The sequence below is a fragment of the Fusobacteria bacterium ZRK30 genome (assembly GCA_024628785.1).
Taxonomy (GTDB): domain Bacteria; phylum Fusobacteriota; class Fusobacteriia; order Fusobacteriales; family Fusobacteriaceae; genus Psychrilyobacter.
Window position 1 is genome coordinate 125,029 of the sequence record CP102404.1, and the last position, 25,354, is coordinate 150,382.

The 25,354-nt window shown below is 29.7% G+C and carries 31 protein-coding genes; 9 read left to right on the forward strand and 22 right to left on the reverse strand.

The window, feature by feature from the left end:
- Positions 1 to 23 precede the first annotated feature (23 nt).
- The 4 genes from NRK67_00660 to NRK67_00675 are packed head-to-tail and all read left to right on the forward strand — an operon-like array spanning position 24 to position 1,707.
- Positions 24 to 551, forward strand: a complete 528-nt coding sequence (locus NRK67_00660; protein UUV17384.1) for a hypothetical protein — start codon at positions 24 to 26, stop codon at positions 549 to 551.
- A gap of 15 nt (positions 552 to 566) precedes the next feature.
- Positions 567 to 866 carry a hypothetical protein gene (locus NRK67_00665; GenBank protein ID UUV17385.1) on the forward strand — a complete coding sequence of 100 codons (300 nt, stop codon included), beginning with the start codon at positions 567 to 569 and terminating at the stop codon, positions 864 to 866.
- On the forward strand, positions 863 to 1,237 hold the full coding sequence (locus NRK67_00670) for a M15 family metallopeptidase (protein ID UUV17386.1): 375 nt from the start codon (positions 863 to 865) through the stop codon (positions 1,235 to 1,237). Before NRK67_00665 ends, NRK67_00670 begins: the two co-directional genes overlap by 4 nt.
- An 8-nt stretch (positions 1,238 to 1,245) precedes the next feature.
- Complete coding sequence (locus NRK67_00675; GenBank protein ID UUV17387.1) at positions 1,246 to 1,707, forward strand: hypothetical protein; 462 nt, start codon at positions 1,246 to 1,248, stop codon at positions 1,705 to 1,707.
- An 87-nt stretch (positions 1,708 to 1,794) separates the two neighbouring features.
- Here the strand turns inward: NRK67_00675 and NRK67_00680 are convergent, their stop codons facing one another.
- Genes NRK67_00680 through NRK67_00690 form a run of 3 tightly spaced genes read right to left on the reverse strand, consistent with a single transcriptional unit; the run spans position 1,795 to position 2,886 of the window.
- On the reverse strand, positions 1,795 to 2,148 hold the full coding sequence (locus NRK67_00680) for a hypothetical protein (protein UUV17388.1): 354 nt from the start codon (positions 2,146 to 2,148) through the stop codon (positions 1,795 to 1,797).
- 8 nt (positions 2,149 to 2,156) lie between these two features.
- Positions 2,157 to 2,555, reverse strand: coding sequence for a hypothetical protein (locus tag NRK67_00685; GenBank protein ID UUV17389.1), 399 nt, complete (start codon positions 2,553 to 2,555; stop codon positions 2,157 to 2,159).
- A gap of 19 nt (positions 2,556 to 2,574) precedes the next feature.
- Positions 2,575 to 2,886, reverse strand: coding sequence for a hypothetical protein (locus tag NRK67_00690; protein UUV17390.1), 312 nt, complete (start codon positions 2,884 to 2,886; stop codon positions 2,575 to 2,577).
- Positions 2,887 to 3,370: 484 nt separating this feature from the next.
- Here NRK67_00690 and NRK67_00695 point away from each other — a divergent pair, with 484 nt between their 5' ends.
- A complete protein-coding gene (locus NRK67_00695; protein UUV17391.1) occupies positions 3,371 to 5,179 on the forward strand; it encodes an ATP-dependent endonuclease in 1,809 nt (602 codons plus the stop codon).
- A 277-nt stretch (positions 5,180 to 5,456) separates the two neighbouring features.
- Here NRK67_00695 and NRK67_00700 read toward each other — a convergent pair whose 3' ends face one another.
- The 9 genes from NRK67_00700 to NRK67_00740 form a co-directional block, all read right to left on the reverse strand.
- Complete coding sequence (locus tag NRK67_00700) at positions 5,457 to 5,606, reverse strand: hypothetical protein (protein UUV17392.1); 150 nt, start codon at positions 5,604 to 5,606, stop codon at positions 5,457 to 5,459.
- 445 nt (positions 5,607 to 6,051) lie between these two features.
- Positions 6,052 to 6,405, reverse strand: coding sequence for an SH3 domain-containing protein (locus NRK67_00705; GenBank protein ID UUV17393.1), 354 nt, complete (start codon positions 6,403 to 6,405; stop codon positions 6,052 to 6,054).
- A 99-nt stretch (positions 6,406 to 6,504) separates the two neighbouring features.
- The gene (locus tag NRK67_00710) at positions 6,505 to 6,903 is read right to left on the reverse strand and encodes a hypothetical protein (protein UUV17394.1); all 399 of its coding nucleotides are present in this window, start codon (positions 6,901 to 6,903) and stop codon (positions 6,505 to 6,507) included.
- Positions 6,904 to 6,941: 38 nt separating this feature from the next.
- Positions 6,942 to 8,552 carry a nitrite/sulfite reductase gene (locus NRK67_00715; protein UUV17395.1) on the reverse strand — a complete coding sequence of 537 codons (1,611 nt, stop codon included), beginning with the start codon at positions 8,550 to 8,552 and terminating at the stop codon, positions 6,942 to 6,944.
- A 440-nt stretch (positions 8,553 to 8,992) separates the two neighbouring features.
- On the reverse strand, positions 8,993 to 9,205 hold the full coding sequence (locus NRK67_00720; GenBank protein ID UUV17396.1) for a hypothetical protein: 213 nt from the start codon (positions 9,203 to 9,205) through the stop codon (positions 8,993 to 8,995).
- Positions 9,206 to 9,407: 202 nt separating this feature from the next.
- A complete protein-coding gene (locus NRK67_00725) occupies positions 9,408 to 9,788 on the reverse strand; it encodes a RidA family protein (protein ID UUV17397.1) in 381 nt (126 codons plus the stop codon).
- 35 nt (positions 9,789 to 9,823) lie between these two features.
- Positions 9,824 to 10,552, reverse strand: a complete 729-nt coding sequence (locus NRK67_00730; GenBank protein UUV17398.1) for a sulfite exporter TauE/SafE family protein — start codon at positions 10,550 to 10,552, stop codon at positions 9,824 to 9,826.
- Between the two features lie 84 nt (positions 10,553 to 10,636).
- Positions 10,637 to 12,019, reverse strand: coding sequence for a Na+/H+ antiporter NhaC family protein (locus NRK67_00735; protein ID UUV17399.1), 1,383 nt, complete (start codon positions 12,017 to 12,019; stop codon positions 10,637 to 10,639).
- Positions 12,020 to 12,148: 129 nt separating this feature from the next.
- Positions 12,149 to 13,258 (reverse strand): pyridoxal-phosphate dependent enzyme, encoded by a 1,110-nt coding sequence (locus NRK67_00740; GenBank protein ID UUV17400.1) that lies wholly within the window; start codon positions 13,256 to 13,258, stop codon positions 12,149 to 12,151.
- Between the two features lie 229 nt (positions 13,259 to 13,487).
- On the opposite strand from NRK67_00740, the gene NRK67_00745 reads away from it, so the two are divergent.
- Positions 13,488 to 14,135, forward strand: coding sequence for a GntR family transcriptional regulator (locus NRK67_00745; GenBank protein ID UUV17401.1), 648 nt, complete (start codon positions 13,488 to 13,490; stop codon positions 14,133 to 14,135).
- Positions 14,136 to 14,693: 558 nt separating this feature from the next.
- Here NRK67_00745 and NRK67_00750 read toward each other — a convergent pair.
- Positions 14,694 to 15,047, reverse strand: coding sequence for a hypothetical protein (locus NRK67_00750; GenBank protein UUV17402.1), 354 nt, complete (start codon positions 15,045 to 15,047; stop codon positions 14,694 to 14,696).
- A 169-nt stretch (positions 15,048 to 15,216) separates the two neighbouring features.
- Between NRK67_00750 and NRK67_00755 the strand changes: the two genes are divergently transcribed.
- Together NRK67_00755 and NRK67_00760 are read left to right on the forward strand one after the other, a co-directional pair.
- Positions 15,217 to 15,939 (forward strand): SDR family oxidoreductase, encoded by a 723-nt coding sequence (locus NRK67_00755; protein ID UUV17403.1) that lies wholly within the window; start codon positions 15,217 to 15,219, stop codon positions 15,937 to 15,939.
- 297 nt (positions 15,940 to 16,236) lie between these two features.
- Positions 16,237 to 16,686: a thioesterase domain-containing protein gene (locus tag NRK67_00760; protein ID UUV17404.1), complete on the forward strand. Its 450-nt coding sequence runs from the start codon at positions 16,237 to 16,239 to the stop codon at positions 16,684 to 16,686.
- Between the two features lie 63 nt (positions 16,687 to 16,749).
- Here NRK67_00760 and NRK67_00765 read toward each other — a convergent pair whose 3' ends face one another.
- Positions 16,750 to 17,295, reverse strand: a complete 546-nt coding sequence (locus NRK67_00765) for a GNAT family N-acetyltransferase (protein ID UUV17405.1) — start codon at positions 17,293 to 17,295, stop codon at positions 16,750 to 16,752.
- Positions 17,296 to 17,844: 549 nt separating this feature from the next.
- On the opposite strand from NRK67_00765, the gene NRK67_00770 reads away from it, so the two are divergent.
- The gene (locus NRK67_00770; GenBank protein UUV17406.1) at positions 17,845 to 18,042 is read left to right on the forward strand and encodes a hypothetical protein; all 198 of its coding nucleotides are present in this window, start codon (positions 17,845 to 17,847) and stop codon (positions 18,040 to 18,042) included.
- Between the two features lie 168 nt (positions 18,043 to 18,210).
- Here NRK67_00770 and NRK67_00775 read toward each other — a convergent pair whose 3' ends face one another.
- The 8 genes from NRK67_00775 to NRK67_00810 form a co-directional block, all read right to left on the reverse strand.
- Positions 18,211 to 18,516: a type II toxin-antitoxin system HicB family antitoxin gene (locus NRK67_00775; GenBank protein ID UUV17407.1), complete on the reverse strand. Its 306-nt coding sequence runs from the start codon at positions 18,514 to 18,516 to the stop codon at positions 18,211 to 18,213.
- A gap of 868 nt (positions 18,517 to 19,384) precedes the next feature.
- On the reverse strand, positions 19,385 to 20,044 hold the full coding sequence (locus NRK67_00780) for an N-acetylmannosamine-6-phosphate 2-epimerase (protein UUV17408.1): 660 nt from the start codon (positions 20,042 to 20,044) through the stop codon (positions 19,385 to 19,387).
- 123 nt (positions 20,045 to 20,167) lie between these two features.
- Positions 20,168 to 21,100 (reverse strand): ROK family protein, encoded by a 933-nt coding sequence (locus NRK67_00785; protein ID UUV17409.1) that lies wholly within the window; start codon positions 21,098 to 21,100, stop codon positions 20,168 to 20,170.
- A gap of 19 nt (positions 21,101 to 21,119) precedes the next feature.
- Positions 21,120 to 21,563 carry a YhcH/YjgK/YiaL family protein gene (locus NRK67_00790; protein ID UUV17410.1) on the reverse strand — a complete coding sequence of 148 codons (444 nt, stop codon included), beginning with the start codon at positions 21,561 to 21,563 and terminating at the stop codon, positions 21,120 to 21,122.
- A 57-nt stretch (positions 21,564 to 21,620) separates the two neighbouring features.
- Positions 21,621 to 22,901: a TRAP transporter large permease gene (locus NRK67_00795; GenBank protein UUV17411.1), complete on the reverse strand. Its 1,281-nt coding sequence runs from the start codon at positions 22,899 to 22,901 to the stop codon at positions 21,621 to 21,623.
- A gap of 1 nt (position 22,902) precedes the next feature.
- Positions 22,903 to 23,382: a TRAP transporter small permease gene (locus NRK67_00800; GenBank protein UUV17412.1), complete on the reverse strand. Its 480-nt coding sequence runs from the start codon at positions 23,380 to 23,382 to the stop codon at positions 22,903 to 22,905.
- Between the two features lie 54 nt (positions 23,383 to 23,436).
- Positions 23,437 to 24,438, reverse strand: coding sequence for a sialic acid TRAP transporter substrate-binding protein SiaP (locus NRK67_00805; GenBank protein ID UUV17413.1), 1,002 nt, complete (start codon positions 24,436 to 24,438; stop codon positions 23,437 to 23,439).
- A gap of 29 nt (positions 24,439 to 24,467) precedes the next feature.
- Entirely contained in the window at positions 24,468 to 25,346 is an 879-nt protein-coding gene (locus NRK67_00810) for an N-acetylneuraminate lyase (GenBank protein ID UUV17414.1), read from the reverse strand.
- Positions 25,347 to 25,354: the final 8 nt, after the last annotated feature.

Consider the following 25,354-nt stretch of genomic DNA (forward strand, 5'->3'; position numbering starts at 1 on the left):
ATAGATAAAAAGAGAGGTGAAAAATGAAATACAATTTATTAAAAAAAGAAGCAGCTAACACATGGGAATTGGCCAAAGAAAAACATATAAAATCTGTTTCTTTGGATAAGAATAGAATCAATAGAAAATATGAAAAAGCATTCCCGTATGATTATGATCCGGAAGTTCATTTTGTATACGAAGGTAAACTAACAGGACCATATATAATTCAACCTGATTTTACTCTATATTTTTTAAATGATAGAGAGCAAATAGAAAAAGGATATAAAGCTCTTGGGATTGGTGAAATCCTAGAAGGGAATAAGATAAAAATTATTCCCTCTCCTGGAGAGTTTTATACCTGGAATACTAATACCTGGATCTATGATAAACAAAGGGAGATAAATAGTATAAATAATAGGATTAAAGGAATTGAAACTGATTTAGAAAATAAACAGGCTAGATTAGATTCCAGAGAGAAACTAGGTATGAAAGTATCTAAACCAGACTCTGAAATAGTAAGACTATTACAGCTCCATGCTGATACTTCTCAAGAACTTACTTTAATCTAAATTAGGAGGGATTATTTGGAATACAATATTACATTAGATTTAATAACCTATATTATAGTCTTAATAGCATTTGGAACCATAGGAAGTTGTTACCAGGCATATAAAGACCAGGGAACTACTAAGCCATTCTGGGCCAGGGTTATATGTGGGGCATTTGCAGGATCGGTTACAATGCTTGTTGTGTTTATATTAGGACTAGAAGGAACCCAGGCTTTTATTCATTTTGGTATAGCAGCTCTTCTAGGCCTTCTATCTGAAAAAGGAGAAACACAGAGAATAGTAGATTTGATCTTTAACAGAGGAGGGAGAACATGAATAAAATATCGAGTAGAAGCATCAAAAATATCCAAGGAATAGATCCCAGATTACCTCTAATAGTTGGAATGGTATTAGCCAGAGGGAAGGTAGACCTGACTATTACGTGTGGTTTAAGGAGCTTAGAGGACCAGCAAAAAGCATTTAAAAATGGGTTCAGTAAATTGGATGGAGTCAATAAGAAATCTAAACATCAAACAGGGAAAGCGATAGACTTTATTCCATATCCCTTTAATGGATGGGATGACATAGAAAGCTTTAAAAAGGTTGGTGAGGAGTTAAAATTAGTGGCCAATCATTTGGGATTTAAATGTACTTACGGTGGTGACTGGAAGAATTTTAAAGATTATCCGCATTTCCAGCTGGATTAGGAGGGGTCATGAATAAAATTATAAATTTTTTCAAAGATAAAGGACTCCCGGCACTAGCCCAGGCAGTCATGGGGAACCCTGTAGGAGCATTAACAACTCTTACAGGGCTTACCGGATCATCTACTGAGACAGAAATTTTAAAAACCTTACAGGGAGATCCCCAGCTGGTTTTGAAATTAAAAGAAAAGGAAAATGAATATGTAAAATTTATCTTAGATGATAAGAAAAATGCAAGAGAGATGAACTTTAAAATAAATGACTCCGATAATTCATCCTGGCTCCAAAAGAATATAAGTGCCCTGATTGCCCTTGTATGGGTGTCGTTTTGTATCTACCTGTACTGGATAAGCCTAAAGGGAGAAGTAGGCAGTGACAAACAGATGAATAGCATGGTAGTCGGCTCTATAACTAATATCACCATGCTGATAATAGGTTTCTATTTCGGGAGTTCCGAAATTAAGAAAAAATAAAATTTTTAGGAGGTCTAATTCAATAAGGGAATTATTCTTTAAGTATAAAAGGAGTAATTAAAAAAAAGAGCTTTAATAGCTCTTTTTTTACATTTTAGGTAATTCAACTCCGCCAATTCCAGAAAAAACTAAAGTTTCTCCTAACCTTTTTTTCAATTTTTCATTATAAACCTTACTAAATAATGTCTTATTTTTTACATTAAGATCAACATCTTCGAATTTTTGATTACATAAATACTCAAAGAGGTATGTCCCTGAATAATCAAACATTATTTTTTTATTTATTTTCCCTAATAAAGTTACAGAAACTTTACAAGTTTTATCTTCGCTATTTAACCACATTTGAACATTAAGATCCATCTCCATTTTTTTTGAAGGAATTTCATCTTCCCTATTAAACTTTTCATCCATTAAGCAAAATTTAGATATACTTGATTTCATTTTCCCTCCTAAATCTTAAACTCAAAACAATCAATATTTTTTGATTGTTCTATATTTGTATTTTTATCGAGTTTTTGATGACTTACTGAAAAAGCAGCGACTAATACTAAACCTGCCATAGATAATTTTTCTATTTTTAAAGGTTTATTAGAAAAACTACTAGATAAAGAAAATCCAGTTTCAGCAACTACGATTTCATGTAATAATTCTATTTTTTCTTTTCTATTACTTATTTTTGATAATTTTTTTAAAAAATTAAAATTTATAGATTCTCTTAAAATTTTAAAAGTTTGAATTTTATTCATATTAATTGTTTCTTGTTTTGCTAGAAATCTTATTTCACTATACGTAGCTAATAAGAAGTAAAAAACTATAAATATTATTAATAATAAAAATTTTGTTAGCATAATAACCTCCTGTTATTGTTTAATAATATATACTTAGCATAGGGAAAGGAACTAAAGCTATAAAAAGACCTGCAAAAACATTATTTGAAATTTTTATTGAAGCTATACCTACTCCAATAGTTGGTTCAGTATAAAAACCTATAAGCATCATAAAAGATGAAAAAGTTAATAAACCACAAACTACAATAGATAATACAAAAAGTCTTTTTTTAAATTTAGTATCAAAATTACTATCTGTTCCATACCCTGTTTTTACTACTTCTTTTAAAAATGGAATTGCAAATAAAAAGGAACTTATTGCATAACTGTTCAATTCTCCCTGAGAACTCATAGAATAAATACCCCAAAATCCAAAATTTAAAATAATTTCAATTACAATTGCACCAAAGCTATTTATTTTTCCCCTCTCCTCTCTTACATATTTTTTTAAGTTAAGAGCTCTAGGTAAACTCTTATAAAAGTAATAAAGTCTAATTGTAATGTCCCGTTTAGTAAACTTAACTTAATTTTAATAAAATTATACATTTATATTCTAATAAAGTCAATTTAAAACTTCTCTTATCGTATATATATTTTATACTTTTTTAAGCATTTTTTAATTTAAATAAAATTATCTAGTTCCCTATAAGTGGTAAAAAAGAAGCATAAAATAAAAAGTCTACCTTAATTGGTAGACTTTCTTTTGTTTTTCCGTGTAAGTAAAAATCTCAAATATTAGTAAAAATTAATTTATATACTATTTATTAAGGGAATATTGATTTTACTTGGAAAAAGTAGTATACAAGAAGAAGTAGAGTAAATTAAAGGAGGGATATATGAAATTACATAGCTTAAAGATTGAAAATTTTAGAAAAATTAAAAGTGCTTCAGTACTCTTTGAAGACGCAACTTTTCTCATTGGGGAAAATAATGTTGGTAAAAGTACTGTTTTAAAATCGATAGATTTTCTATTAAATTCTGAAAGAACAATGAGCGGTGATAATTACTATAAATATTGTGATGAGAGAGGTACACTTTGTGAACCTACTAATGAAGTAGTGCTAACTGCTGAATTTAGAAATTTACCTACAGAATCTAAAACATGGAAAGGTTTTAAAGGTCGTGTTTTTAATTACGATACAGACGATGAAGCGGATACCGGCTTAGGAATTATTTATAGAAAAAAATATCCCTTTAAGAATAACGTTATAATAGAAATGAAATCATTTAAAAGAATTCTAAAAGAAGAATTTATCGCTTGTAAAACTCTTAATGACTATATAACTAATGGAATAGAAGAATGTATTTTAGTAGAATTATTTCCAGGTATTAAATTAGATAAAAACTTAACAGTAGCACAGAAAAAAATCTTATTAGAGTTAGACGAACTATACGATATAAATGAACATGAATATGAATGGCACAATAATCCTGGTGGAATAATGCAAAACGTACTTTCGAAACTTCCTAAATTATTGTTAATTCCTGCATCAGATAAAAAAGAAGAAATGGGTGAAAAAAAAGGGGCTTTAGTGGATATAATGTCAGAATTATTTTCTGAGGTACGCTCAGAATCTAAAAATTATGAACAAGCACAGGTTTATTTAAATGCATTAAGTAAAGAAATGAATCCAGATGATACAACTAGTAAATTTGGTATAATGATGAATGAATTAAATGGTATATTTACCGATGTTTTTCCAGGGTCGCTGATACATACAGATGTTGATTTAAGTAATCCAGATAATGCTTTAAAACCAGAATTTAAAATTTCTATGTCAAGTAATGTAAAAACACCAATATCATTCCAAGGAACTGGTTCAATCAGATCAGCGGTATTTTCACTATTAAAATTTAGACATGAGAGAGAGTTGAGAAAAGATGAGAGTAAAAGAGCGTCAATTATAATAGCTTTTGAAGAGCCTGAATTGTATTTACATCCAAATGCTGCTAATTCCATAAGAGATACTATCTATGATTTAGCAAATGCTAAATCACAAATAATATGTACAACTCATTCCCCTTTTATGATCGATTTAAGCAAGAAACCTAAACAAATTCTTAATAATATGACTAATGTAAAAAATAATATTGAAGTAGCTCCTTTCAATACTAGTCATGCATATAAAACTCTCGAAGGAAATGAACAGCTATATATAAAAATGTTATTAAAAATGGATGATTATTTAACAAGAGTATTTTTTGCAAAAAAAATTATTATAGTTGAAGGTGATACAGAAGAAATCGTAATGAGAGAAACTATCGAAAGAATGCCTTCAGAAGTAAAAAAACGTGTAAAATCAGAAGTTCAAATCATTCGAGCTCGTGGAAAAGCAATAATAATATCTTTAGCCAAATATTTAAATGCTATGAATATTAATTATTATGTAATTCATGATAGAGATAAAGGTGTAGTTAAAGCAGAATCATTTAACGATCACATTGTTAGTGCTATAGGAAATCCTGATTTAAGAATTATGCTGGAAGAATGCATTGAAGATGTTCTGGGGTATCAGGCTCCTTCGTCAAATAAACCATATAAAGCATATACACAAGTTTCACAATGGGGAGAAAATTGGGAAGATGTTAATGAGAAATGGCGTACAGTTGTCGAAACTGCATTAAGTGACTATTTCACTAGTTAGATATTTTTTTTGAATAAAAATAACTAAGCCTCTAATAGCTAGTATTCTTTAGTAGGGGGAAGGCGTCGTTCATACTGATGCACCATGTTATCTTCCTTAAATTGGGATATATAATTAGATCTTTTAAAGCTCCCAATTTGGGAGCTTTTTTTATAAAAAAAAGAAATATATATAATACACCTTTTAGTTATAGACTAGAATAATCTCATAATCAAATACCTTTTACTCTCTATCTCAGAAAACAGGATCTCTTTTATTATTATCCTCAAAAGATTTTTTAAACTATCAGAGTTGTAACTCTTATAATTATTAACCACGTCTTCCAATATCTCATAATTATTTTCATTGCTGCTTTTTTCTCATCCAATATTTGTATTTTTTCTATCAAGATTATTTTGTAATTCCTGTAATCCCCCTCTCTCATCATCTCCTGTAATTTTTTTACTCTTCATCTCTCTTTCTCATTTTTTTTAATAACTTCACTATATTAACTTTTCTCCCATTGCTCATAAATAATTCCCTCCTAGTTCAGATGAATTTATTTATCTGATTATTTCTTTTTTTTATATCCTCTATTTTTTTACTTAATAACTTTATTTTGTGTTTTTTTAAACCTCTTTCGATCTTCGCCCTCTCAGAGGCTCTAAAATTCGTTTCTACGCATTCCAATTAATTCTCGACTTACTTGTCGAACAACCATTTAATTTCTCTTGTATAAGCAAATTAGAGAGTCGATTTTAAAGCAGTATCCTCTATAAATCAGATTTAAAATTAATATTCGATTTTTTAATTAATACCACCTAAACGATTTCTTAATTGTCCTAATAAATAAAAAACACACTATTTAATAGTGTGTTTTATTCTTGAATATTTTATTTTATAACTTCTATATGATTTAATGGAGCCCACCCTTTCTTTTGTGGTTCTGTTTCTTTATAACCCCAAATCCATCCATTCAAAACTTTTTCTTCAACTAAAATTTCTCCAATTTCAAGATTAAATTCTGTAGCATCATAACTTTCTAATATAGTTCCTTTACCATTATTTTTATCAATAATTTGTTGTGGAATCCACCCTTCATTATTAGTAGTTTTACAGAAAATCCAACCTTTCCAATCGCCATTTTCATTAGACTCTTCTATACATTTAACACTCTCTCCTTTCAAAACTTTAATAGGGTTTGGATATTCTGTTTCTCTTTCTTTATTAACTAAATATTTATTCATTACAACCTCCAACAATAATTTATACTATAAGTATAACTCATAAAATAACCTTTAACACACTATTTAATTTCTTTACACTTTTACTTATCATAAATTTAGCTACTCCATTTTCTTTAATAATAATTTTGCTTTTGTAATTTTTATTGGATTTTTATAATGCTTTGCTTCTTCCCATAAAGTAAACTTACAACCATTTTTATATCCTTCACAAGAGTAATTTAATTTATCTATTTTCGTCTTTCCTTGATAAACATTCTTTCCACACTTTGGACATATAGCTATAATCTCTTTTTTACTATTAGTTTCGATTTTATCAACCTCAATAACTTTTGATAAAGTTTCTATTAAAATCTCACCTTTTGATTCTATAGAAAAAATTTGATAAATTAAATGAAAAAAGTAATCAGCTCTGGTATGAATGACTATGGCTAAATTTTTATCGTGTTCTATAATAACAATTATTAATTTAAGTATAATATAGCCATTCTCAGTAGACAATATCAAAAAGAGTAATTTAGTCTAACATTATTTAGGATTTATTTCCTATATTCTTGCATGTAATCTGCAAAAGTAAGTGAGCTGCATTTTTTTAATTCTAAGAGAAATTCTTCTACAATTTCTACTATAAACTCAGGGGCTTCTATCACAGTTATAAGATTTTCTTCTTCTTTAGAAAGTCTTTTTCCTTTAGAATCTATTCTTCCACCAATATATACTTTAAAACATTCTGTTAGTTTCTTATCTATTAATTTTTTTGTCCCCTCAAATCCAAGAGGTGCAATCTGATTCCCAGCACATGAACTTCCACACCCTGAGAACTTTATTCCATCTATTATTTCATTATAGACATCTTTATTGTCTGAGTATTTTAGAAATAATTCATCTAATTTTTTAGAGATCTTTTCCCCAATTACTGGAGTATCTAAAAGACCTATTCCACAAAGACTTGCTCCTAGACAGGTAACTAAATGATTTTCAAATTTTATGTCTGCTGCTCCTTGAACCTCTAAATTTTTCATTATTATATTATAAGCATTTTCTAAATACGACTTGTGAACAAAAGGTATATAAATATCTTGTTCTAGTGTAAGTCTAATAATTGAACAACCAATATTTTCCATTACATCTGCTAATTTATATAATTGATTAGCTGTAAAATTTCCTTTCCCTATAAATAATCTTACTGAAGAGATATCTTTAAACCTAGTTTCTTTTACAGAAACATTAGACCAAGTTTCAAATTCCTTTGAATTGTTATTAAAAGTTTCTTTTTGACTTAATTTATCTATTATTTCATTATAATTATCAGGTTCAAAACTCAAGTATTCGTTTGGTATCTCAACTTTTGAATAATATTCTAGAAATAATTCCTTAAACTCTTGAAAACCTAATTTTTCTGCTAAAAATCTAAGTCTAGCTTTAGTTCTCTGTTCTCTATTACCATGATCATGAAATAACTCTATCATTGCTACTGTAGCTCTTATACATTCTCTAGCAGGAAGGAAATCCAAAAGGATAGAGCCCATAGCAGGACCTCTTCCTAGTCCTCCTCCACTATATACTGTAAATCCTTTTTCTCCATCTTTTACTGTAGCTAAAAAACCTAAATCATTCACAATGGTATTTGCATAATCATCAGTCTCTGCAGAAAATGATATTTTAAATTTTCTACCTAGATTGAAAGCTTTTTTCATTCCTTGTACAAATAAATCTGTTTGAATAGCATATGGTCTTACATCAAATATACTCTCTTTAGATATTCCAGAAAGTGGGGATATTAAAGGGTTTCTATAAGAATTCCCTCCTCCTCCTTTAAAAGGCATACCATTTTTCGTACATTCTCTGATTACATCATAAACCGCCTCTGGATTTACTCCTTGAAGTTGAATACAGTCCCTTGTAGATACATGAGCAAATTTAATACTATATTTTTCCATTATATCTGCTAATTTTTTTAGATTTTCAGTAGTAAACTCTCCCCCTACTTTTCTTACTCTTGTCATAAATTTCTTGTCTTTTGTACTATATATACCGAATCCAGATGTGATTTTCTTCACATCCATAACGTTTAATTCACCTAAAATATATTTTTCTATAACTGCTTTTATTTCTAAATGTTCTAAATTTAATTTTTCTTCTGAAATCATGATTGCCTCCTAAATTTATAAAAATTAATTATACATAATTTAAATTATTTTGATAAATACTTTTTTTTTATTGAAACTATAAGCTTTTACTTATGGCATTTACATCACTGAAATTATATTTACTTTGATCATCTCAGATAATTTTTAATTATCTAGTTAGCTATTTCCCATCCATTTTAATTTTTTATGATTCTATTCGTTAATTCCTAAATACATTTAACCAACCCTTTCAAAGATGAAATTAAATAAGGGTGTTACTTTTATCGCTCGTTAAATTTAGCATACTAAACATTACATTATTTCATTTATTATTTTAATGAGTTTTGATATACTTTACAGTTAGGTTAAAACTGACATGGTTTGTAGTTAATAAAGATAACTATTACGAAATTTTTGTAATAGTTATTAAGGAATTTTCGCTAATGATGTTATATTTTTATTTAAAATATATAATCTTTTAATTTTTTTCCTTCATTATTTTTAAGATGTTCATATTTTTTTAATTTACCATCTTCGATATTATATTCAATTGATACTTTATTATTTATGATGAAAAATTTATCATAATAATCTTCAGATGTATTAAATATTTCATATCCTATATTTATTTTTTTTATTTCTCCATTAGTCATCTCCTTTACTCTTTGGGCCATATTTTGAGTTTTATTACCGTTTTCTTCTAAACTATTAATTGGAATACCAACAAATACTTAAATTATCTTTATAAATCAAGTTTTAATATATTAATAATAATATAAAAAGAGCTTTTCAATCGAAAAGCTCTTTTTTCTATTCTCCTGATGAAATCTTCAAAATATTGATCTCTCTAAGTTGTATTTTTTTTTAATTTCTAATTTATTTTACAGCAATTACTTCTATTTCAATCTTTACATCTTTTGGAAGTCTTGCCACTTCAATACAAGCTCTAGCTGGTTTATTTTCATTGAAATACTGAGCATAAATTTCGTTGATCAATGGAAAGTCATTCATATTTTTAATAAATACTCCTGCCTTTACCACATCATTTAAAGTATAACCCGCTTCCTCAAGGATAGCCTTTACATTCTCTAATGATTGTTTTGTCTGCTCCTGTACATCATCAGAGATACAAATCATAGTTTCTGGGATAAAAGGAATTTGACCTGATACATATAATGTACCATTTACCTCCATTGCCTGTGAATAAGGTCCTACTGCTGCTGGTGCATTTTTCGTATGAATAATTTTTTTTGACATTTTTATTCCCCCTTTATTTTAATTAATTTTAATTTTTAAAAAAACAATGTAAAACCTATACTTATAAGCATTATATGAGTCATATATTTAAATTTTTTCTGACTTATTTTATCAACTGTAAAATTTCCAAGTAAATATCCTAATATTACTGCTGGAAAAAGTAATAAAAATAATTTTTGATGTCCTATACCAATACTTCCTCTTAAAAAATACCCGATAATTATGAATGGATTTAATATACACCAGTATAATGAAATCATTGCTCTATATGTTCTTTTTTCTTGAGTCTGTGTGTCCATATACGTTCCAATCAGTGGTCCTCCTACTCCATACGCAGTCTGTAGTAACCCACTAAATATAGGATATAGATAGTGATATATCTTCATCTCATTGTTTACTTCTTTTTTTGTAGCATCTACATACAAAGAATATCCGGAATTAAAAATTATGAAACATCCCAATAAATAATTTGCTATATTGACATCCAAATAATCGGTGATTATCATTCCAAGTGGCGTTCCGACTCCTGCTAAGGCTAGCATAATTATGAACTTTTTTCTATCTATATATTTACGATCTTTATATGCCACAGCTAACGATTGAATAACTGACATTAATAATACAACTGGTAAAAACAAAGCTTTGTCTATAAAAAATAAACTAAGAGGCAGTGCAAATATTATTGCCCCAAAACCAGATATACTTTGTATCCAATAACCAATTAAAACTATAATAAATAATGCGCTACTTGTAAATAAATCCATATTATCTCCTATTTTAGATTGTGCTATATAAAAATTATATAGCACCACCTTTAATTTTCTTATTTTTTTAACTAATTTAATTTTTTAAACTTCCATCTCCACTTCATCGATATTTACTTTAACTTTATCAATGTCTTTAACTGGCTTTAATCTAGGAAGATTAAGATATATTGATGCAAATGCTGAGATAAAAACTAAGTGTGAATATGTAGAATATTTTATAATCTCGAATGCTTCAAGAGTACCAATTGTCATAGCCGAAGATCCTGCTGCTGCCGCTGCAAGCATCATTCCGCCCCAAGGGACATTAGCCATGGTAGCTGTACCGAAAATATCTAAATATGAAGCTGTTCTTCTGGGGTCTATACCATATTTATTAGTTGTTTCCATAGCTATGGGAGCTGCTGTAACAATAGCTACAGTACTGTTGGCAACAAAGATAGTAACTATCATAGTTAAAAGTGCTATACTTACCATTCCACCTTTTTTAGAAGCAATTCTAGATTCTAATTTTTCAACAATCCAATGAATACCGCCATTATACTTTATCATCCCTATTATTCCACCAACAATTAAAACTATCATAGAAATTTTAGCCATTCCCATCATACCTTTTTGAATAGTTTGAAGCAATGCAATAAGTTGTCCATATCCCTGGGGAGAAGTGAAAGATCCAAAATACATTCCAACTCCACCAGCAAGAACTATTCCTGATAATAAAACAAAGAATACATTTACTCCCATTAATGCCGATACCAACACTACTGCAAAGGGAAGAATTTGCAATAAATTATAACTTCCAGGTACAAAATCAAATGTTCTACCACTTGTTAGAACAGAAAATATAACCATAGTTAAAATAGCCGCAGGTAATATTATTAAAAAATTTACTTTGAATTTATCAGTCATCTTAACGCCACATAACCTAGTAGCCGCAATAGTAGTATCTGAAATAACAGACATATTATCTCCAAAGGCTGCTCCTCCCAATGCTGCCCCAACAGTCATAGCAACTGGAAGATTTGTAGCCTCTGCTAAACCAACTGCAATTGGTGCCAACGCTACTACTGTCCCTACTGAAGTTCCCAGCGATAATGCGACAAAACACGCTATTAAAAATATTCCTGAAACCAATAAATTACTAGGTACAAATGTTAAAAAAAGGTTTACTACACTATTAACTGCACCTCCATCTCTTGCCACTGCAGAAAATGCTCCTGCTAATAAAAATATTACAATCATAATTATTGTATTAGGATTTGCAGCATTTCTAGCAAAAATATCAATTTTTTCCATAATAGGTTTATCCTTATTCATAAAAATAGAAATAAATGCAGCTATCATAAAAAATACGAGAGCATCTACAACCTTTGAACTTCCCAACACTATCCCAAATCCAAGTGTTAAAGCTAAAAATATTAAAATTGGTATTAATGCAAAAAAACTTGACTTCTTCTTAACCTCCATAAAATATTCCCCCTATAAATTTATATATTTATTCTAATAAATGTGGTTTTAATCTTCATAAAAAGTTTCTATTCAATGAAGAATCTCCCAGAACCACCAATATACACCAAACTTTAATTCTACATCTATCTACTTTTTATAAATATGCTTTTTTAAATCTTCGTGGAAAGTTTCTGTTCCAATAAAGAGTCCACCGGTGCCACCTGTATGTATATATCCAACCTTGCTTCCAGATGGGATTTTTCCGCTTCTTATATAATTAAGCAGTCCTGAAAAACTTTTTCCTGTATAGACAGGGTCTAAAAATAGTCCTTCTTTTTTAGCAACTTCTATAATTGCCTCACTACCTGCAGCTGTAGGCTGTCCATATCCTTTACCTAAATAATCTTGGTCAATATTTATTTCTGCCCATATTTTGTCATCAGCAGGAGCCTCTATATTTAATTTATTAAATAAATACTTTACCCTGTCAAAAATATCCTGTTCACTAACTAATTCACCAGGACCATATCTTCTATTGTTAATTGAAATCATTTTAGTCTTAGCACCCATTAAAAATTTCCCTACAATTAACCCAGGAATAGAACCTGCCGAACCATTAGCATGAAATATATAATCCAACTCACTATCAAAAGATTTCATTTGTTCTACAATTTCTTTAAATACAGTTATATAAGACACCCATCCAGCCTGACTGGTACATCCAACAGGGACCTGCATAACTTTATGTCCTTTTTTCTCATATTCTTTTTTTACTTCTTCAGATTTTTTATCGACTTTCACCCACAATGGATTCATATTATAGTTACCTTTAGGTTCATCTCTATGTACCAGATGTATGTCTGTTCCTAAAAAACTATTTAATAATAAATTTCCTTTTCTTTCCTTAGGTTCTCCCTCTGTTTTAGTATCCCCCAAGATTGAAATAGCATTTAGATTATTAATATTGCAGTATTGAGCTAATTGTAACGCAGCGTTCGATTGGTAACTTCCTACGGTCATTAATGTATCGTAATTCTTTTCTATAGCCTCTCCGACAATATACTCTATTTTTCTGACCTTATTTCCACCAAAACTACTTGGCCCCGACATATCTTCCCTCTTAATATAGACATCTACTCCATACTCTTTAGAAATATTTTTTAACTTGTGCAGCGGTGTAGGAAAAAAACCAATTTTAACTTTAGGTATTTTTTCTAATAAACTTTCAATTTGTTTCCCTGATAAAACTTTTTTCAAAATAAATCCTCCTTTTGGTTAACTTTTCTTTTTTTGGTTAACCAGAATTGTTAATATAGTAATACCACTTTGAAATCATTTTGTCAAATTTTAGAACGTTTTTTTTTAACAGGTTTATTTTTTTTCATTTTGTACTATATTTTTAGTATTAATTTTTTATTAAATAGTCATTGAACGCTTTAACAAAAACAGGTATAATAACCTTACTAGATATCAGGAGGCTTTAAATTTGATTAATAATAAAATGGATATAATTTATAAAGATATAAAAGATAAAATCTATAATAATACCCTTTCAAAAGGTGACCGATTAATTGAACGAAAAATATCTGAAACCTTTGGGGTTAACAGGATACATGTAAAAAAAGCACTGCAAAAATTAGAAGATGATAATTTAGTTTTATATACCCCTAAAAAAGGATATTCTGTTATAGGAATTTCAAAAAAATATTTTTTAGAAATTGCAAAACTTAGAGAAGTCTTGGAAAAAACGATAATAAAAGATGTTATAAAAAATACGTCACAAGAAAATATCGATTTATTAGCAAATTCAGCATTGCGTAAAGCCATTTTTTTAGAAAATAATTTGGTGGAAGATGCCTTTAAAGAAACTAAGTATTTTTTTGAAAACCTGTATAATTTTTCTAGTTATGACATTATTATTAATTTATTAGTAGAATATAACAATCTAATCGAAATAATGATAAAAAAAACTTTTGAATCTTCAGAAGGTCTGCAAAAATCAATAATAAATTCTCGATTTTTACAGAAAGCATTAATAAAAAAAGATTTAACTTTATTGGATGAATGGATCCATACTCGTTATAAAAATATTTGTGAGACAATTAATGAGGAATCCCAAATATCGAACGAATAAAGTTGTAAAAAAAAATCCCAGAATTTATGAATTTCTGGGATTTTTCTATTTTTCAGCATATATTTTATAACTTTTTTAGCAAAAGTTGATAATAATGATTCGTTAATAAAAAGTAATTTATATAAAGGGATTTATTTGAATGGGATTTAATAATTATTTTCTTACTATTTTAGTTTCAACACATGCTCTTGCTGGAGTAAAAATTATCCAACTGAGTTCATATCTTGAAACATAGCCATGCCTTTTATATGAAACGCTCATAGGTATTCATGACATATTAAATAACCTATTAAAGTATTTCCTTTATGCATTAATACAAACGCTCTCCTATCTTCATCTTTCATAGCTTTTTTTTTGGCTTCGTTTATTTCTTTAGGTGTGTATTCTGTTATAATGTAATCTATTAAATTTTCTTCTTCAAATTTTATTTTGTTTATCTCCCTTCTAGGGATCTCTCCCCTATATATTTTTATTTTTTAATTTCTTCTATAATTAAAAACAATTTTGCTGTAACAATTATAAAAAAATAAGATTCTATATAACTCAATTGCAAGCAAATTAATTTAAGTGTCCTTGATTTTTAAGTCCTACCATCAAGTTAGATATAAAGCGAAAATATTTCTTTTTTTCTTTAAAATTAAGAGTTATTATTTTTTCATCTGTCTTAAGTTTTACACATAAGTTATTTGGTTTGAGATTACTACAGAAAAAGTCATAACCAGTAATAGATGAAAAATTTAATTCTATATCAACTATATCTTTTTCAATAATCATTAATCTTTTTAAAGTTAAAACTATTAATTTTTCTTTTAAAGAATAACTTTCATAAATATCCTCATTTGGATTGACTATCCCAATATATTTACTAATATCATAAAATTCTTTATTTATATTCAGTTCTCTTTTTATCATAATTTTCACACTCCATTTATTTAATTTAATTAAAGTATAAAACAATAGTGTGAAATTCATGTGAAACTGAAAGAAAATATGATTCAAGAATAAAAAATAAAAAAGTTTGCATTAAACCATGGTTTAACATATATACTAATTTCATAATAAAACTTTAGGAGGAAATAGAATGAAAAGATTAGTAGTAATTACAGGAGCAAGTAGTGGATTTGGTATGGAGTTAGCAAAGGAATTTTCAAAAGATGGATATCCTACACTACTATTAGCAAGAAGAGTAGAAAAAATGGAAGCACTTAATTTACCAAACACAATGTGCAAAAAAGTAGATGTAACTGACAAAGTTGAATTTGAAAATGCAATAAGAGAAGCTGAAGTGAAATACGGGAAAACAGATTTAATAATAAATAATGCTGGAATGATGCTCTTAGGAGATATAGCAACTCAAGATACCAATGAATGGCAAACTATGTTAAATGTAAATGTAATGGGCGTAATGAATGGGATGCAGATAGTAATGAATGATATGAAAGAAAGACAATTTGGTACAATAATCAATTTATCTTCAATAGCAGGATTAAAACCATTTGGTGGTCATGCTGCTTATTGTGCAACAAAATACGGAGTGACAGGTCTTACAGAGGTTGCAAGACAAGAGATGTCCTCTCACAATGTAAGAGTATTATCTATTTGTCCAGGAGCAGTCGCAACAGAATTATTAGGCCATACTACAGATAAAGATATTATTAACGGATATGAAGCTTGGAAAGAGGCAGTAGGAGCCACAAATATAACGGCAAATGATGTAGCAAAGACTATTAAATATGCTTATGAACTACCCCAATCAGTATCTTTAAGAGAAATTGTAATTACAGACACAAAGCAAGATGCATAATAAAAAGTACTCCTAAAATCAGGGGTATTCAGACTGTAGACGATTAAGTTTACAGTCTTTTTTTAGTCTTTTTTCTGTTTAAAATAGGAATAAATAGAAATAAATCATCTTGCTTAAAGGCAGGGTTAAAAGAAGCATTTATAGAAGAGGTAAATGATTTTGTAGGAGTTCTATTATTTAGAAAAAAAGTACTGGTAAAACATTGGATAATCAAGAAGAAATAATTTTAGATTTATCTCTTCTTAATAGATATATTTGTAGTATAATAGTTTAATTATATTTATCAGGGAGGATATCATGGATAAGGTTGAACTTCAAAAGTATATTATAGAAAATATACCTATCGTAAAGGAAATGGGATTTGTTATTGAAAATATAGGGAATAACGAAGTTGTTGTTTCAGGAGAATATAAAAAACACATCAATCATACTAATTCTGTATTTGGAGGAAGTATTTCCTCTGTGATGACTTTAGCAGGTTGGGGTAGAGTTAGAATTTTAATAGAAGATATTGATAATAATGCGGTCATTCTTATAAAGAGCAATAGCACTGATTTCATAAAACCTGTAGTCGAAGACTATGTCGTAATTACAGAACCTCTTCTGGAAAAGGATATAGCAAAGTTAAAAAAAGTATATAATAAATTCGGTAAAGGCAGGATTATAGTCAATGCTGTTTTAAAACATAAAAATTCATGTGAGGTTTTAGCTAAGTTTACAGGGGAATTTGTTGCAATAAAAAAATAAAATTAAGACTCTTTTGAGAGTCTTTTTATTTGCTATACTACTTTATAATAGCAACTTATTATTTTAAGTTATGGTATCATTTAAGAACTCATCCTTGCTAATTGAGTAAACATAATGAAGCATGGTCTTATCATCATAAATTCTATTATACTGGCCCTTCTTTGACATTTTTAAATTTTTCGCAACTTTTATTGATGAAAGGTTATTATATTTAATCTGCGCAACAACTTCTTCAACTTTAATAACTTTAAAAAGGTAATCTAGACAAACTTTTGTTCCTTCTAGAGCATATCCCTTTCCCCAACACTTTTTATTTAAAATATATGCTATCCCAGCAAAATTATTATTATCTATAGTTTCAATTAATGGACCCATTAAACCTATACATTCTCCAGATTCCTTTTCATGGGCTATCAAATAGCTATAACCATCACGTTTATATCTTTCAATATTTTTATCAATCCATTGATTAACTTCGTCATTTGAAAATCCTTTTTCCCAGGCATACATAACTTCTTTATCTTTTAAAATTATAGATATCTCATCAAAATCTTCTTTTTTTATTTTTCTCAGGGTTAATCTTTCACTTTCTAATTTTAGATCTTTCATTTAGCTCCCCCCATTGTTGCTTAAATATTGAATATAACCATCTTATCATTTTTAAATAACACGGTAAAGCATTTCGAGAGTTATTGTAACACTCATAATTTACGTTAATAAAATTAAGCTTAGAAGGACAGTATAAATTAACTCAAGTTCTTCCTAAAGAATTTAAATCATCTTTACTAAGTATTGAGGAGATCGAAGCAGAATTAAAATAACTATTTTAAAAATAAGTAAAGAAGGTGCAATTCATATAGTAGGGAAAAGATGTCATTCATACTGATGCACCACATATCCCCTCTAAAATGGAATATATAATTAGATTTTTAAAAGCTCCCAATTTGGGAGCTTTTTTTAATTAATATCTCCTAACAAGTTCTTATTATTAATATTTTGACTTTTCTTAAAAATATACTATACTCATACGAAAGATTTATTATGCTGTCCACAGTTATTCTTTTATTGTTTATTTATGATGATTATAAAGGAGCTATATGAAAATAGAAATCCCTAGTTTTAACAGAAAAAAAGAGTTTTTGACAATGCTCAATGATTATGAAAAAAAATGATCCCTCTAATGCTGAATTTTATCAAGAAGCTAAAAAATTATCTATTGATAAAGTGCTAATAATTGCAGATCAAGATAACATAGCCTCTATCAAAATTATTGAAAACAATGGTTTTAAACATGAAAGTACTGTCATTTCTAAATGTTATAATATTCCTATAGTAAGATATTGGTTTCACTTTTAATCTTTATAATTAGAGACTTGGAAATAATTCATCATTTTAACCAAAATAAATATTATTTGTTTTTATAAATTAAAAATCCCCTAGAATAAACTGGAGGATTCTTAAGGTATTTAATTGTAATTTTCTAATTTGTGCATCAATGCAAATTTTAATATTATAGAAAACTTTTTATACTGCCTTATTGTACATTTCATCTCTGAGTAACTTCATATCGACTTTAATCATTTCTATAGCTTGATTTTCTTTAAGTTTTATATCAGTTTTTTTAGGAGGTTCAGGAATAATTTTTCCATATTCTTCCAGCCTATAAAGGTATGATTCCAAACAGTTTTTAGCTCTATAATGAGCTTCTTTTGGTGTAGTTCCAAAAGTAAAAACTCCATCTAAATTAGGAAATTCTACCAAAATATCATCATTATCATCATCAATAGCAGCATATGAAAAAATTGCCGGGTAAATATAAATATCTTTCATCTAAATCATCTCCTTTGAGTCACTAATTTAAGGTCCTGCTTTTTTTGGAATACTTCTTACAGATCCTTTAAGATCTTTTTTAATGATATGGTATTGTAACCCTAGCATTTGTAGATAGATGTTTAAATTTATGGTATAAACCTCTTATATTCACAAGATGCCATTCATTGTTTTTAATGATCTTAACTAAGTTATTTGATTTAACTCCCCACCTCCACAATCATGATAGTGCCTTTGGTTAGCTATACGTGAAAATAATATTTATCCTCTAATTTATTTAATTTTTAAATCCCTTTCATGAATAAATTTTATAATTGGAGTAATCACCTACAATATTTTGTCAAGGATCCCTATCAAAATAAAAGAAGATTTCTGTATTGAAAAAGATTTTTTAATTCCATTGATACCTAAAATTATTAATAGTAAATTATATATTTTTATCTTACTTAAAAATATTAGTTGAATCTCTTATTTTATAATAATAGTATTATAGAGATTAAAAGATTAAGAAATAGATTTTTAGTCTAAAGCTATTTCTTGATAAGAGGGAAAATTAATAGAAAGACTCGTGGGAATACAGGAGATAAATTAACAGAAACAGGTAAAAAAAATACAACTAATTATGGTAGAGGGAACAAAATAAACTTGATATAATAAGGTTCTCAAAATAGGAAGGATAATTGCTGATTTAGAGGGAAGTGGAAAAGATAAAAATAGAAATAAAAGATCCAGGAGAGAAGCCGTGTGGCTTCTCTCCTGGATCTTTTTTATTTTCTCTTGATTTTTATGGACATCGTATTACTCTTCCTCTAGCGGGCAGAAAATCGCTATAAGAAGCTTACCAGGTCCCTCTGTTCCTAGGAGTAATCTATCCCTCCTTAATAGCTTCTACAAATCTTTTAGTTATGAACTGAGGTCTTGTTATAATACTCCCAACAACCACAGAAGAGGCCCCCAGTTCAAGAGCTTTCTTTACCTTAGATGGAGTATCTATATTGCCTTCTGCTATTACAGGAACCTTCACTTTATCCAGTACTCTAGCGAGCTCTTCCAATGGCACAAATCCCCTAGTATATTCAGTATATCCCACAAGGGTAGTACCTACTATATCTACTCCTGCTGCTGTTGCTGCTACTGCTTCTTCTGCACAGGAAATGTCTGCCATGATAAGTTGATCTGGATACTTATTTTTTATATTTTTTATAAATTCTTCCATAGATATCCCATCTGGCCTTTCTCTCTTAGTTGCATCTATGGCTATTATGTCTACCTCTTCTCTATAGAGTTCATCCACCTCCTTCATCGTCGGAGTAATAAATACAGGACACTCTCCATAGTTTTTCTTTATTATCCCTATTATAGGAAGATCCACTTCCTTTTTTATTTCCTTTATATCTTCTACAGTATTAGCTCTTATTCCAGAAGCTCCTCCCTCTGCCGCTGCTCTTGCCATTCTTCCCATAATGAAAGAACTGTACAAAGGCTCAGATGGCAGTGCCTGACACGAAACTATTAATCCTTTTTTCATTTATTCTACTCCTTTAATATCTTAATTTGAGGGAACTATATTTTTATCTACATTTTACTATATAACCATTTAGTAACTCTTTTAGACCTCTTCTAATCACTGGAAATAATTGAAGTTGTTTTATTAATATAATTTACTTTCTTTTGGAAGTTCTTGAGTTATTAAGTATAGTGCCCCCAACATGCCTGCATCATTTTTTAAGTCAGCAATTCTAATCTCTAAATTTTCATAAAAATTAATTTGCAGCTTTTCCTTTAAATCATTTTTTATTTTATCTAGTAAATAATCACCTTGGGCAGATACTCCACCACCTATAATTAATGCTTCAGGGTTGAATGATACAATAATATTTTTTAAACCATCACCAATATCACTTATCCATTTAGAAACTAAGTTTTTATATGGTTCTTTTCCTAACTTTTCATACTCAAATATCTCTTTTCCTGTTATATCCTCCTCTCCAGTTACTTCCTTTACAATAGATACAAGAGCCAAGGTAGAAGCATGAGCTTCGTAACATCCGTAATCACCACACTTACATTTTCTACCGTTATCCTTAATTTTTAAGTGTCCAAATTCCCCTGCGGAATAATGTGCTCCTCTGAATAAACTCCTATTTAAGATTATTCCTCCCCCTATACCAGTTCCTAGAGCTATAGAAATAAAACTATTCAAATCTCTACCATTCCCTTTCCACATCTCTCCTAGGGCAACGCAATTAACATCATTTTCTACTGCTACTGGTAATTTGTACTCATCCATAAAATATTTTTTTATGTTCGTACCAACCCAACCCGGAATTAAATCTGTTGCTGCTGATATTATTCCATCTTTATAATTAACTTGTCCTGTAGCGCTAATTCCTATTCCAGAAATATCATATATTTTTTTACAGCTGTCTATCTGTCTTTTGATATGTTCTAGTAAGCTTCTACTTCCTTTCTCCGGGTATGTAGGAATCGTTTTTTTCAATAAAAAATTTCCATTACTATCCGTTATTCCATACTTGATACTTGTGCCTCCTATATCAAATAAAGCAAATTTTCTAATTTTCACCTTTCCCTCCTGCTCTCCTTTAAACTAAAAGTTTTACAACTATCTTTTTTATTTTTTCCTTATCTATATTTTTAATTCCAACTCTGTGTGCATCCTTAGGATAACAAACTAAAAAATCATTTTTTTCTAATATTATTTTTTGAGAAGTTTTCCCAGATAATATTAAACAGTCATTCTCCTCATCATACTCCTTCTCAACCTGGAGTTTCCTTATATCTTCTACCTCAATTACTTCTGATCCGCATAAAGTGACATGAATATCTATATATTTTTTATGTGCCTCTATAAATGAACCTTCATAATCTTTAGTTTCATATTCAGTTCTAACAAAGAAATCTTCTCCATCTAACTTATGTAACCCCAGTTCTTTAGACAATAACTCCTCATCTTTTAGCTTATTTAATATCGTATAAATATCTTTATCTAAGTTTTTATCTAAGCTTTTTAAGTTTCCCTTTATCACAATCTATACTCCTTTTTATTGAAAAGGACTAGAATACTAGTCCTTTTCTTAAGTTTTCTACCCCAATAAATTTGGCAAAAACATTATAATTTGCGGGAACAATGTTAAGATCACTAATGTTATCAGCAGTGGTATTAAAAATGGAATTATCCCCTTTATTATTACATGGGATGGAATATTTCCTACTCGGGAAACTACAAATAGCGCTGTTCCCATTGGAGGTGTTAAGATTCCTATCATCAGGTTAAATATAACCATTACACCAAAGAATATCGGATCTATTCCAACACTCATTACTGCTGGTACAAATATTGGTACAACCAAGATTATTAAAGGTAAGGCATCTATAAACATTCCTAAGAATAGTAGTGTCAGGTTTATCATCACAAGAAGCATCAATGGGCTATTGGCTATAGAAATAAAGTATTCCGCTACTTTTATAGCAGTCTGTTCTCTAGCTATTACCTGGCCAAAGATTCCTACTCCCATTATCATAAGGCAAGTTACTCCAGATACTTTTACAGCTTCAATAAAATCTTCAAACAATTTTTTTATTGTAAGCTCCTTAAAAAAGAATACACCTAAAAATATTGAATATACCGTTGCTACTACCGAGGCCTCTGTTGGAGTAAAGAATCCGGAGAATATCCCACCTATAATAATTATAGGGGTTAATAATGCCCAAAAGGACTCTTTAAAAGCTATTTTTTTCTCTGCAAATGTTGCCTTAGGTGCTTTTTTATACCCTCTTTTTTTAGCTAGAAGATAAGCCGTTATCATTAAAAGAGCTGCCGTCAGCATTCCAGGTATGAATCCTGCTAAAAAAAGTTTAGATATCGACTGATTGGCCACAACACCATATATAACCATAATTGAACTAGGAGGTACAAGGGGTCCTATTATACAAGAAGCTGCTGTTAGTCCCCCGCTGTAATCATCATCATATCCTTCATCTCTCATAGACTTTATCTCCAGCTGACCAAGTCCTCCTGCATCTGCAAGAGCAGATCCGCTCATTCCGGAAAATAATAAACTTGCAGCTACATTTACATGGCCCATCCCCCCTGTATAGTGACCTAACATTGATTTTGCAAAGTTAAATATCCTATCTGTAATCCCTGAACTATTCATCAATATCCCTGTCAGAATAAAAAACGGTACGGCAAGTAAACTAAAACTATTTAACTGGTCTACAAACTGACTACCTGCAAAATATACTAAATTCCAGTCTCCTGTTATAAAAAAGAATAAAAGGGCTGAGATTATTAGTGAAAATCCTACTGGAAATCCTATAGCCAATAGTACAAGCCACACCCCAAACATAATTCCTACATACATATTATCTCACCTCTACTTCATTTAGCTTTTTTGCTTTTCTTCTGTAATATATCTTCTCTATATATCTTATTCCCATCATAACTCCCCCTAACGGTAAAGCTCCATACAGATATCCCGATGATATTCCAAGTGATATCAAATCAAGGGAGGCCTTTCTTTTGGTTATTCCTAAGCCTATTACTATAAGAAGTACAATGATTATCCCTGTTAATATAGTTTTTACTATATCCATAACTTTAGCTGCCCTTGGAGAAAACTTGTCTGAGAGAACCTCTATTCCCACATGTTGATCATATTTTATCCCCAGTGTAACTCCAAGCATAGCTATATATACAAATACTAATCTTGCTACTTCCTCAGTCCAGATAAGAGGTTTATTTAATATCTGCCTTGAAAAAATTTGTATGATAAGTGTTATAAACATTACCGAGAATAGAATTCCACCCAGATATTCCTCATAATATTTCAATATTTTTTTCATATAATACTCCTTATGGTAGAATAAAAGGCCAATAGTATTGGCCTTTTATTAATATTATCTTGCCGAATTTATAGCTTCTAATAACTTCTTACCTAATTCACCGTTTTTATTTACGTATTCATCATGTACTGGCTTAAGTGCTGCTTTGAAAGCGTCTAAATTAGGCTCAGTAATAGTTACACCATTTTCCTGGAAGTAATTTATTAGGTTCTTCTCATCATTCATAAACATTTCAGTATGAGATTTTCCTGCTTTTTCTACTCCATCAGCTAATATTTGCTGAAGATCTTCTGGAAGCTTTTGCCAAGTACTTTTCCCTACAATGTAGTTCTGATCATTGATTATATGGTTTGTCATTGCTATATAACTCTGAACCTCATAAAATTTAGAACTCTTTATTGCTGAAAGCGGATTTTCTTGACCATCCACTGCATTAGTCTGAAGTGCAAGATAAACTTCTGTAAAGGCCATAGGTGTAGGTGAAGCCCCTACAAACTTTGCATAGTCGAGGTTAGCTTGAGCATTAGGTACTCTTAGTTTCATCCCCTTCATATCTTCAATACTCTCTATTGGTTTATTTGAACTTGTTTGTCTAGAACCATTATAGGCATTTGTAAGAATCTTCCAGTTATTTTCTTCTTCAAACTTCTTTAATAAGTTTTTACCTTCAGCAGTTTTAAAAAGACTATTTCTCAAGTGGTCATAGTTATCAAATACGTATGGTAACTGAAATATTTCCGCTTCCTTTACCCATAGACCTAAACGTCCTGTTTCAGCAAGAACAAGATCTAAAGACCCCTCCTTTACCTGTGAAAGCATCTCTCTGTCGTCTCCAAGCTGTGAATCAGGGTATATTTTTATTATTAGTCTGTTCCCACTCTTTTCAGCTACATAATCTGCCAGTCCCTTCACAGCTTTATATTCATTTGACTGAACACCAGGTGTCAGTCCAAATTTTAATTCGAATTTTTCTGCTGCACCTTCCTTGTTTCCGCCACACCCTACTAAAGTCATAATCATTCCTAAAGTCAACAACAATCCCATAATTTTTTTCATTGCCTTTCCCCCTTTTTATTTTTAGTTTTTTAAATATATTTTCTAGAAAGCTCTTTTGCTTTCTCTATCTTTTTCATAGACAGTTTCTTCATTGGCTGCTTTGTATAACCTGCATCTACTCCCTGTTCCTGAAGCATCGCCTTAATAGTCTGATATAGGCCGTTGTTCAATATTTCCTCTATAAGGTCATTGGTTATGTGCTGCAGCTCCCTCGCCTCAGCAATCTTCCCTTCCCTTGTTAGTTCAAATATCTTCTTAGCTCTTACTCCATTTACATTAAAAGTACTGCCAATAGCCCCATCTACTCCCAGTACAGTTGCTGAAAGCATCATTTCATCAAAACCTGCATAGATAAGGTGTTCTGGAAAATATTTTCTCATTCTTTCAAGAAGGAAGAAATCTCCCGCTGTAAATTTAACACCAATTATATATTTATTTTCAAAAAGTTCAGCAAACTGATCTATAGTAATATTTACACCAGTTAAAAACGGAATAGAATAAATTACCATATCCATTTGAGTAGCTTCTATTATAGCGTTGTAGTAGTATTTTATCTCTTCAAAATCAAATTTATAATAAAATGGTGTCACTGCTGATAATGAGTCATATCCTAAATTTTTTGCATATTTTCCAAGTTCTATAGATTCATCCAGGTTTATTGATCCTACCTGTGCCATTAACTTTACCTCTCCCTTAGTTTCATCCATTGCAATCTTAAAGATCCTCTTTTTATCTTCAGTAGCCAGCATAAAGTTTTCCCCTGTACTGCCTCCTACATATAACCCATCTACTCCCATGATATCGATGTTATGTCTTATTATCTCCCTAGTGCCAGTCTCATTAATCTTTCCATTTTCATCATAAGCTACCATTAGAGCACTAAATACTCCTCCTAATTCTTTTTTCATTGTTCCCT